Raw genomic sequence first — 1,534 nt, forward strand, 5'->3', positions numbered from 1 at the left:
TTTGACAATATTGAAGTTGACTTCACCATACTGTAGTAGGGCATTATGGAAGTCTGCATTGTCAAATTTAGATCTTAATCTAGATTTGGCTGTACTCTTTAAATTCACGATTTGAAGATATCCATAATAGTAAGATAAGAATACAGTTGGATTATCTGCCAATTGATTGTAAATACTTTCTAATCCTTCTGAACCAAACATATCGCCATATTCATTCTTGAAATCATTGAGTGACATACCATCATAATGAATGCTGATATCCATTAAGACAATGTATAGATTGGTAAGAATGTTATTCAAATTATAGGCTTCTAATAAATCTTTATTATTATCTAAATAATGTAAAGACATGCTTTCCATATAAGTAGCCCATCCTTCAGACATACCTAGATTGTTGTAGAAGAATTGGATTGGATATTTTAAGTGTTCCTTGTTGTATTGCGCTTGATACATATGTCCGGCAATACCTTCATGAGCTAATGTTTGATAAAGTGTTAGGCTTGATGGATCATCGCCATAATCACGTTTGTTGTAGCGCATTTGATAGTTTTGTGAATAATCCAAGGCGGGTGTAATAAAGTAGGCAACAATTCCGCTGACAGATTGATCTTCTGGTAGCGCCTTTAAATCATATTTCATGGTTTTTACTTCTGGGAAATCCTTTTTATAGTTTTTTTGAAGGCTTTCTAGAATTTGATTTACATCTGTAAAATCCGTTGAAACTGAATCGAGTTCATACGCAATCATTGGATTGGCTTTATATAGCTTCTGAAATTTAGTGATAGCTGAATTGATTGCGGATTGCGTATTCTCTTTAATTGTGGAAATAGAATCGGTAGAACTTGTCGCATTTTCAACTAATACTTTATAATATTTCTTACCATTCTTATAGTTCGACAACCCTTGTAGAGGTTGTACGTTATATTGAAGAGAGGTTAATGTATCTAACATATCCTGATAACTAGGAAAGAAACTTGTGTCCATGGCATCTTTGACTTGTGCTTTATAAGATGTTGTTTTTTCTTCATCTAGATTTAAAGCGTCAATCGCATTATATAATGCACTTGTGATTGAACTATCCGCTTTATTATTGATCACATCTTGAATATCTTGTGTAACAGAATCATAGTCAAACTGTAATGTATTCTTATCTGCTTGTTTTTTTGTATATTCCAATACATCATTTGTATAGCGAGGCACATCGTTGATGAGTGTAATCAAATCTTGAATGTCTTTTTCACTTCGTAAAATGTATTCAGAAAAAACAGAAATCAAACTTTGGTGAAGTCCACTCATTGTGCTCCAACAATTGTTTAAATATTGAAATTTCTTGTTCTCTGCTTTTAAACTCAATTCATTCTCATACTTTAATTCATCATAGATGGTTTGTTGCGTCTTGTCTAAAGTATTGCGATTAAACTTGTTTAATTCTTTTTGATCTTCTTTGATTTCTTCAGTATTGTCTGTGTAAAATTCACCAAGACTTACATCTACATTATTAATATCAATACCATAGTCTTCTGGATGTTCGAAG

Annotated in this window: 1 protein-coding gene; it reads right to left on the minus strand. The window is 32.1% G+C overall.

Annotated features, from left to right (window positions below):
• Positions 1-1,534 (minus strand): DUF885 family protein (locus ACZQCL_RS09445; RefSeq protein ID WP_482483026.1); only part of this gene is annotated, 1,534 nt, incomplete at both ends.

Source organism: Holdemanella sp. (assembly GCF_056804935.1).